The 8,299-nt window shown below is 69.0% G+C and carries 7 protein-coding genes; 5 read left to right on the forward strand and 2 right to left on the reverse strand.

All coding sequences use genetic code 11. The annotated features are described in order from the left end of the window. Window positions 1–15: 15 nt before the first annotated feature. Window positions 16–795, reverse strand: a complete 780-nt coding sequence (locus tag NQ204_RS15265; protein WP_165835733.1) for a sulfite exporter TauE/SafE family protein — start codon at window positions 793–795, stop codon at window positions 16–18. 82 nt (window positions 796–877) lie between these two features. Here NQ204_RS15265 and NQ204_RS15270 point away from each other — a divergent pair, with 82 nt between their 5' ends. The 5 genes from NQ204_RS15270 (at window position 878) to NQ204_RS15290 (ending at window position 6,634) form a co-directional block, all read left to right on the forward strand. Continuing rightward, a complete protein-coding gene (locus NQ204_RS15270) occupies window positions 878–1,270 on the forward strand; it encodes a YchJ family protein (RefSeq protein ID WP_256644323.1) in 393 nt (130 codons plus the stop codon). 70 nt (window positions 1,271–1,340) lie between these two features. Continuing rightward, complete coding sequence (gene egtB, locus NQ204_RS15275) at window positions 1,341–2,612, forward strand: ergothioneine biosynthesis protein EgtB (protein ID WP_256644324.1); 1,272 nt, start codon at window positions 1,341–1,343, stop codon at window positions 2,610–2,612. Further along, a complete protein-coding gene (egtD, locus tag NQ204_RS15280) occupies window positions 2,609–3,595 on the forward strand; it encodes an L-histidine N(alpha)-methyltransferase (protein ID WP_116864643.1) in 987 nt (328 codons plus the stop codon). Before egtB ends, egtD begins: the two co-directional genes overlap by 4 nt. A gap of 87 nt (window positions 3,596–3,682) precedes the next feature. Beyond that, window positions 3,683–5,842 carry a lytic murein transglycosylase gene (locus NQ204_RS15285; protein ID WP_256644326.1) on the forward strand — a complete coding sequence of 720 codons (2,160 nt, stop codon included), beginning with the start codon at window positions 3,683–3,685 and terminating at the stop codon, window positions 5,840–5,842. A gap of 30 nt (window positions 5,843–5,872) precedes the next feature. Next, the gene (locus tag NQ204_RS15290) at window positions 5,873–6,634 is read left to right on the forward strand and encodes a GYF domain-containing protein (RefSeq protein ID WP_116864641.1); all 762 of its coding nucleotides are present in this window, start codon (window positions 5,873–5,875) and stop codon (window positions 6,632–6,634) included. Here the strand turns inward: NQ204_RS15290 and NQ204_RS15295 are convergent. After that, on the reverse strand, window positions 6,628–7,818 hold the full coding sequence (locus NQ204_RS15295) for a benzoate/H(+) symporter BenE family transporter (protein ID WP_256644325.1): 1,191 nt from the start codon (window positions 7,816–7,818) through the stop codon (window positions 6,628–6,630). The genes NQ204_RS15290 and NQ204_RS15295 overlap by 7 nt on opposite strands. Window positions 7,819–8,299 lie beyond the last annotated feature (481 nt).

Consider the following 8,299-nt stretch of genomic DNA (forward strand, 5'->3'; position numbering starts at 1 on the left):
GATCATTTCGCGCCCTTACGCTCCGCGGAACGTATCCAACGCCATCCGCGCGATCAGCACCACCACCAGCCCCACGAACAGCTTGCGGATGAACGGCGTGCCGCCCTTCAGCGCCAGCCGCGTGCCCACCACCGAGCCGAAGATGTTGGCCGCCGCCATCGGCAGCGCGAACAGCCACAGGATGTTGCCGGTGGGGATGAAGAACGAGATCGCCGCCACGTTCGTCGCCAGGTTCACCACCTTCGACGCCGCCGAGGCGCGCAGGAAATCCAGACCGAAGAAGCGCACGAACAGGAAGATCAGGAAGCTGCCGGTGCCCGGCCCGAAGAACCCGTCGTAGAAACCGATCGCCGCACCGATGGCCAAGGCGATGGCCAGCTCGCGGCGACCGATCTCCTGCGGCCGGTGCAGTGCACCGAAATCCTTCTTCCACAGTGTGTAGCCCAGCATCGCCACCAGCAGCACCAGCACCAGCGGCCGCACCGCCTCCTTGGGCAGCAGGCTGACTGCGGTGGCGCCGGCGAAGGAGAAGATGAAGGCGGTGCCGGCGGCGAACAGCACTGGCTTCCACGGGAAGCGCACGTTGCGCGCATAGCGCCAGGCCGCCGCGCCGGTGCCGAACATCGAGCTGAACTTGTTGGTGCCGAACAGCATCGCCGGCGTCTGCTGCGGCAGCACCGTGAACAGGCCCGGCAGCTGCACCAGCCCGCCGCCGCCCACTGCCGCATCGACCAGGCCGGCGATGAAGGCAATCACCACCAACCACCACAACTCAGGGGGAACCAGTTCCAGCACGGCGATCGACACTTGGATGGGGGGCGACAGCATACGCCTATCGCCGATGGATGCCGGGGGCGTCCCGCGCGACAATACCGGCATGACCCGCATACCCGCCGATCCCTGTCCCTGCGGCCTGCCCGCCGACTACGCCACCTGCTGCGGCCGCTACCACGCTGGCGAGGCCGCCCCGGATGCCGAGCGCCTGATGCGTTCGCGCTACAGCGCCTACGTACGCCAGCTGGCCGACTACCTGCGCCAGACCTGGCACCCGGACACGCGCCCGGCCGAACTCTCTCTGGATGAGGCACCGGGCCAGCGCACCCAGTGGCTGGGCCTGACCGTGAACGATCACACCGTCACCGGCACGGACAGTGCCGAGGTCCGCTTCACCGCCCGCTACCGCATCGGCGGTGGCAGTGCGGTGCGGATGACCGAGCACAGCCGTTTCCTGCGCATCGATGGCTGCTGGTACTACCTCGACGCCGTCTGAACCCTTGATCTTTCAAGCATCCACCTGGCCATGACATCGCGCTCACTCCCAGCAGCCGAAGCTGGTCCGCATGGACAGCGCAACCCTCGCCGTCGCTGCCCCGCAGCGTGAACTCGCCAGCCACTTCGCCCACGTGCGTGGACGCAGCCAGCAACTGGCCGCACCGCTCAGCGCCGAAGACGCGATGCTGCAGAGCATGGACGATGCCAGCCCGGCCAAATGGCACCTGGCCCACACCACCTGGTTCTTCGAGCGCTTCGTGCTGGCCAGCGTACGTGGCCACCAGCCGTGGGATCCGGCCTGGGATTTCCTGTTCAACAGTTACTACAAGAGCCTCGGCCCGGCCCATGCCCGCCCACGCCGCGGCCTGCTGTCGCGGCCCTCGCTGCAGCAGGTGAGCGACTATCGCCGGTACGTCGATGAGCAGGTGCTGGCGCGCTTGGCCGATGGCGACCTTGGTGAAGAGGCGCTGCAGCACCTGCAGCTGGGCCTGCAGCACGAACAGCAGCACCAGGAACTACTGCTGACCGACATCAAGCACGCCCTGTGGTGCAACCCGCTGCAGCCGCCCTATCGCGAAGACCTCGCAGCGGTCACCAGCGCGGCCAGCGCACAGGGCTGGGTTGCACGGGAAGAAAGCATCGTCAGCGTCGGCGCAGCGCGCTGGCCGCAGCACGCGCCCTTCGCCTACGACAACGAATCGCCGCCGCACCGCGTACTTGTTCCCGCACACGCCATCGCCGAGCGCCCGCTCAGCAACGGCGAGTACCGTGCTTTCGTCGATGCCGGCGGCTACCGCGATCCACGCTTGTGGCTCAGCGAAGGCTGGGCCCTGTGCGAGGCCGAAGGCTGGCAGCACCCGCTGTACTGGCACGACGACCTGCAGCGCGAGTACACCCTCGGCGGCTGGCGCGCGCTCGATCCACATGCGCCGGTCTGCCACCTCAGCTATTACGAAGCCGACGCCTGCGCGCGTTGGCATGAGGCACGGCTGCCGACCGAATTCGAATGGGAAGCGGCGGCCGCCACGCAGCCGCCCAGCGGCCACTTCGCCGATGACGACCAGCTGCATCCGCATGCAGGGCAGGGCACGGGCCTGCGCCAGCTGTTCGGCGATGTCTGGGAATGGACCAGCAGCGCCTATGGCGCCTACCCCGGCTTCCAGCCCTTCGGCGGCAACCTGGGCGAGTACAACGGCAAATTCATGTGTGGCCAGTGGGTATTGCGCGGCGGCAGCTGCGCCACCCCGCGCGGCCACGTACGCAGCAGCTACCGCAACTTCTTCAATCCACCGGCGCGCTGGCAGTTTTCCGGCGTACGCCTGGCGAGGGATCTTCCATGAGTACCGTGCAGGACGCGCTGCAGGCGCTGACCGACCTTACCCCCGGCCGCCAGCAGATCATGGCCGACGCCGTGGCCGGCCTCTCGTGCGCCGCGCGCCAGCTGCCGTCCAAGTATTTCTACGACGCGCGTGGCTCGCGCCTGTTCGAGCAGATCACCCACACCCGCGAGTACTACCCTACGCGCACCGAACTGGCCCTGCTTGACCGGGTCCTGCCGGAAATCGCCAGCGCGGTCGGCGCCCATGCCCACGTGGTCGAACTGGGCAGTGGCAGCGGCCGCAAGACCGCCCTGCTGCTGGCCGCCCTGCACGATCCGGTGGCCTACACCCCCATCGAGATCTCGCGCGCCGCGCTGCTGTCCAGCATCGACCACCTGGCCCCGGCGCTGCCGCAGGTGGAGATGCTGCCGGTCTGCGCCGACTTCACCCGCCCGGTGCAGGTACCCGAACCGGAGCGCGCGGCGGCGCGGCGCCTGCTGTTCTTCCCCGGTTCCACCCTGGGCAACTTCGACGGCGAAGAGGCCATCGCCCTGCTGCGCGCGATGCGCCAGACCATGGGCGATGACGGCCTGGCGCTGGTCGGCATCGACCTGCACAAGGACCCGGCGCTGATCGAGGCCGCCTACAACGATGCCGACGGCATCACCGCCGCCTTCACCCTCAATCTGCTGGCCCGCCTCAACCGCGAGGTCGGCAGTGATTTCGACCTCGATGGCTTCCGCCACCAGGCGCGCTACAGCACCGCGCGCATGCGCATCGAAACCGACCTGGTCAGCCAGCGCGAGCAGGACGTGCACCTGGATGGGCAGACCTTCCACTTCCAGGCCGGCGAACCGATCCGGGTCGAGTACAGCCACAAGTACACCGACGCCAGCTTCAACCACCTGCTGCAGCAGGCCGGGCTGGAAACCATCGCCCACTGGAATGCGTCCGATCCGGCCTACGGCCTGCGCCTGCTGCGCGCCTCCGCTGCGCATCGGTAGTGCCGGGACATGCCTGGCGCCTGCCAGACCGTCTGCCCGCGCTAACATGGCCCCAGCACCGGCAACACGGAGGACGCCATGCCCTTGATGACCACGCTCGGCCTGGCCGCCGCGCTGGCCGCGCCGTTGACGGCGCCACCGACACCCGCCGCTGACCCGGCCTTCGCCCGCTGCATGACGCAGCTGCAGGCCACGGCCGGCAAGCAGGGCATCGCCGAGGATCGCTTCGCTGCCATCACCACCGGCCTGCAGCCTGACCCCAGCGTGTTGCCGCTGCTGGATGCGCAGCCGGAATTCACCACGCCGATCTGGGATTACCTGGCTGCCCTGGTCGATCGCCCGCGGGTGGACGATGGCCGCGCCATGCTGCAGCAGCATCGCGATCTGTTGCAGCGGGTATCGGCGCAGTACGGCATCGATCCGGCCACCATCGTCGCGGTATGGGGCGTGGAGAGCGACTATGGCCGCGTGTTCGGCAAGCGTCCGCTGCTGCAGTCGCTGGCCACGCTGTCCTGCGCCGGCCGTCGCCAGCCCTTCTTCCGTGGCGAACTGCTGGCGCTCATCAAGCTGATCGAGCAGGGCGACCTGCAGGCGCAGGGTCTCACCGGTTCCTGGGCCGGCGCCTTCGGCCACACCCAGTTCATGCCCAGCACCTATGCGCGCATCGCCGTCGACGGTGATGGCGATGGCCGCCGCGATCTGGTGGCCAGCATTCCCGATGCACTGGCCTCCACCGCCAACTATCTCAAGCGCGCCGGCTGGCGCAGCGGCGAGCCGTGGGGCATGGAGGTGCGTATTCCCGAGGGTTTCAAGACGGCGCAGGCCGGGCGCACCCAGCGTCGGGCGCTGGCCGACTGGCGCGCACTGGGCATCACCGGCCTGGATGGCAGCGTCCTCGCGCCGCAGGGCCTGCCGGCCGATGCCCGCGTGGCCCTGCTGCTGCCGGCCGGCAGCAAGGGCCCGGCGCTGCTGGTGTTCCGCAACTACGATGCGATCTACAGCTACAACGCCGCCGAGAGCTACGCGCTGGCCATCGCCACCCTGGCCGACCGCCTGCGCGGCGGCAACGGCCTGACGACCGCCTGGCCCACCGATGATCCCGGCCTCGGCCGCGACGAGCGCCGCCAGCTGCAGACCCTGCTGCTGGCCCGTGGCCACGATATCGGCAGCGCCGATGGCATGATCGGCAACGCCAGCCGGCGCGCGATCCAGGTCGAGCAGCGCCGCCTGGGCTGGGCCGATGCCGATGGCCGCCCCGGCCAGCGCATCCTGCGCGCGCTGCAGGCCGAGCCGCGCACGCCGGCCACGCCCACCCGTTTCAGTCTTCCCGCCAACTACAGTGCCGCGCAGTCGCCGGCCTTACGGAGTCGATCCACCGTGCAACAGATCCAGGGTGTCAGCAGCGGCCAGTTCCAGGGACTCGATGCCTGGCTGGTGGAAACCCCCGAAGCCACCGCCGCCATCAGCGTGTTCGGCGGCCAGTTGCTGTCCTTCGTGCCCAAGGGCCAGCCCGACGTGATGTGGCTTTCGCCCAAGCGGGCCGAGCTGCCGACTCCGATCCGTGGCGGCAGCCCGGTGTGCTGGCCATACTTCGGCCGCCAGGGCCAGGGCAATGACGTGCCGGCGCACGGCTTCGTCCGCACCCTGCCGTGGGAACTGCAGCAGGCGCGCCGCCTCGACGACGGCAGCATCGAGCTGACCCTGGCGCCGCCGGCGCTGCAGGATCTCGGCCTGCGCCTGACCATGACCGTGCGCGTGGGTCGCGAGTTGCGCCAGCAGCTGATCACCGAGAACACCGGCAGCGCACCGGCCACCTTCACCCAGGCCCTGCACAACTACTTCCGCGTGGGCGATGCGACCCGTGTGGAGGTGGACGGCGTGGACGGGGTGACCTACCAGGACAAGTACGAGAACTACGCCCAGACCCGCCGCCAGCAGGGGCCGTGGTCGCTGAGCGATCCGCGCGACCCGGGCCGCAGCGACCGCATCTACAGCCCGGCCGGCGGCCGCTACGTGCTGCGCGACCCGGTGCTCAAGCGCCGCATCGAACTGCGTACCGAAGGCAGCCGCGCGCTGGTGGCCTGGAACCCCGGTGCTGAGGCGGCGGCGAAGATGGCCGACGTTGGCGATGGCTGGCGCGAGTACGTCTGCCTGGAGGCCGCCAACGCCGGTCCGGATGTCGTGACCGTGGCCCCGGGCGGCCGCCACATGCTGGTGCAGGTGCTGTCCAGCCAGCCCCAGCCCTGAGCGGGCCCCGTTACAGACAAGGAGCGATGCATGCAGGAGGCACAGTGGTTCTACGCCAACAGCAGCCAGCGCGAGGGGCCGGTCGACCTGGCCGGCCTGCGGCAGCTGCAGGCCGAGGGCAGGGTAGGGGCCGCCACCCTGCTCTGGTGCGAGGGCATGCCGATCTGGCGCCCGCTGGCCGAACTCGACGCGCCGCCCCAGACGGCCGACGTCGCCGCCCCGGCGGTTGTCGTCGACCGTGGGATCGATGACCCCTACCGAGCGCCCGATACGGCGCCGGGGATGCCGGCGGGCCCCACGCAGGACAGCCAGCCATTGGAAGGCGAGATGGCGCTGTACGCCGCGGTGGTCGGCCGCAACTTCGCCCTGTACCGGCGGCGCTGGCGGCTGGACCAGGGTGTGCCCCATGCGTCCGGCACCTGGCACTGGCCCGCGTTCCTGTTCGGCCTGCCGTGGATGATGTACCGGCGCATGTACCGGGTGGCGATGCTGTGGATCGCCGTGCTGGTGGTCAGCAGCGTGGCCGAAGCCCTGCTCGACGTGCCGCAGGCCTTCTCGTCCATCTCAAGCCTGGCGCTGGGCGTCACCGCCGGTGTGTTCGCCAACCACTGGTACCTGCGGCACTGCCAGCGCCAGATCGCCCAGGCCCGCGCGCTGAAGGGCAGCGACCCGGCCGCGCTGCAGGAGGAACTGGCCCGGCGCGGCGACGTCAGCTGGCTGGGCATGGTCCTCAGCCTTGCTGCGGTACTGGCGCTGGTGGTGGGCCTGGCGTTCCTGCCGACGTCCTATTGAGCCTGCAGCCGTGGGCGCAGCACCAGCAGGCACAGCGAGCCGGCCACCAGGCCCCAGAAGGCCGAACCGATGCCGGCCAGTGACACGCCTGAGGCGGTGACCAGGAAGGTGACCAGCGCGGCCTCGCGGTCGCGTTCCACGGCCAGTGCGCTGGCCAGGCTGTTGCCGATGGTGCCGAACAGGGCGATGCCGGCCACGCAGGCGACCAGTTCCTTGGGGAAGGCGGCGAACAGCGCCGCCACGGTCGCGCCGAACAGGCCGATCAGGATGTAGAAGGCGCCGGCGGCCATCGCCGCGGTGTAGCGGCGTGCGGGGTCCTCATGGGCATCGCGGCCCATGCAGATCGCCGCGGTGATCGCCGCCAGGTTCAGTGCATAGGCGCCGAAGGGCGCCAACACGGTGTTGAGCACGCCGATCCAGCCGATCACCGGCGAAATGGGCGCGCTGTAACCAGAGGCGCGCATCACCGCCACCCCGGGAATGTTCTGCGAGGCCATGGTGACCACGAACAGGGGCACGGCGATGCCGGCCACCGCCTGCCACGACAGCGAGGGCGTGACCCAATGCGGGGTGGCCAGCTGCAGGTGCAGGTCCTGCGCATGCAGCTGGCCACGGCTGGCGGCGATGATGATGCCGACCAGCAGGGTGGCGATCACCGCATAGCGTGGGAACAGGCGTCGCCCGGCCAGCCAGGTGGCGAACATCGCCAGGGCGAGCACGACCTGGGTGTTCATCGCCACGAATACGTCCAGGCCGAAGCGCAGCAGCACGCCCGCCAGCATGCCCGCCGCCAGCGCCATCGGCACCCGCTGCATCAGCCGGGCGAAGATGCCCGAGAAGCCGGCGATCATGCCCAGTACCGCGGCGAGCAGGAATGCACCCGTGGCCTCGGACAGCGAGGCGCCACCGGCACCCACCACCAGCATTGCCGCACCCGGGGTCGACCAGGCGGTGACCACGGGCACCCGGTAGCGCAGTGAGAGACCAATACAGGTGATGCCCATGCCCAGGCCAAGCGCCCACATCCATGACGCGATCTGTGCCTGATCTGCGCCGACGGCCTGTGCGGCCTGGAACACGATCACCGCCGAACTGGCGAAGCCCACCAGCACCGTGATGAAGCCGGCCACGACTGCCGGTACCGAAAGATCGCGCCACCACACCTGTCTGACCTGCGTGCCCATCGTTGCCTCTTCTACATGCATCCGTACATACATAGCGCTTGCGGCGTTGACCGCGCAACGCGCGGGCAACGCCGCAGGGATGCCGGCACGCGCGCCTTGCACGGAACAGGCGATGCGATTGTCATCTTCCTGAAAAAAAGGGTTGACGAATTCTGCAGGATCTCTAGAATTCGCTCCCTTGCTGCAGCGTGGCAACTTCCTCGGAAGCGACACGCCAACAGCGACGCCACACCGGCGAACGAGTTGATCGAACGAAGGTGTTGACGGACTCGAAAAGTCCGGCATAATAGGCGGCTCGCAACGACGAAAGACCTTCGGGTCCAACGACGAAGCAGCATCGGCAACAACGTCCACTTCGGTGAGGCGGCCTTGAAAAAGGTGTTGACGAAGCGGAAAAGCCGGCTATAATGGGCGGCTCGCTACGAAGGAAACTTCGCAGCACACGGGAACGGCGCTGAGGCCGCTTCCCCTGATCTTTGAA

Source organism: Stenotrophomonas testudinis (assembly GCF_024499815.1).
In the GTDB taxonomy this organism is placed as follows: domain Bacteria; phylum Pseudomonadota; class Gammaproteobacteria; order Xanthomonadales; family Xanthomonadaceae; genus Stenotrophomonas.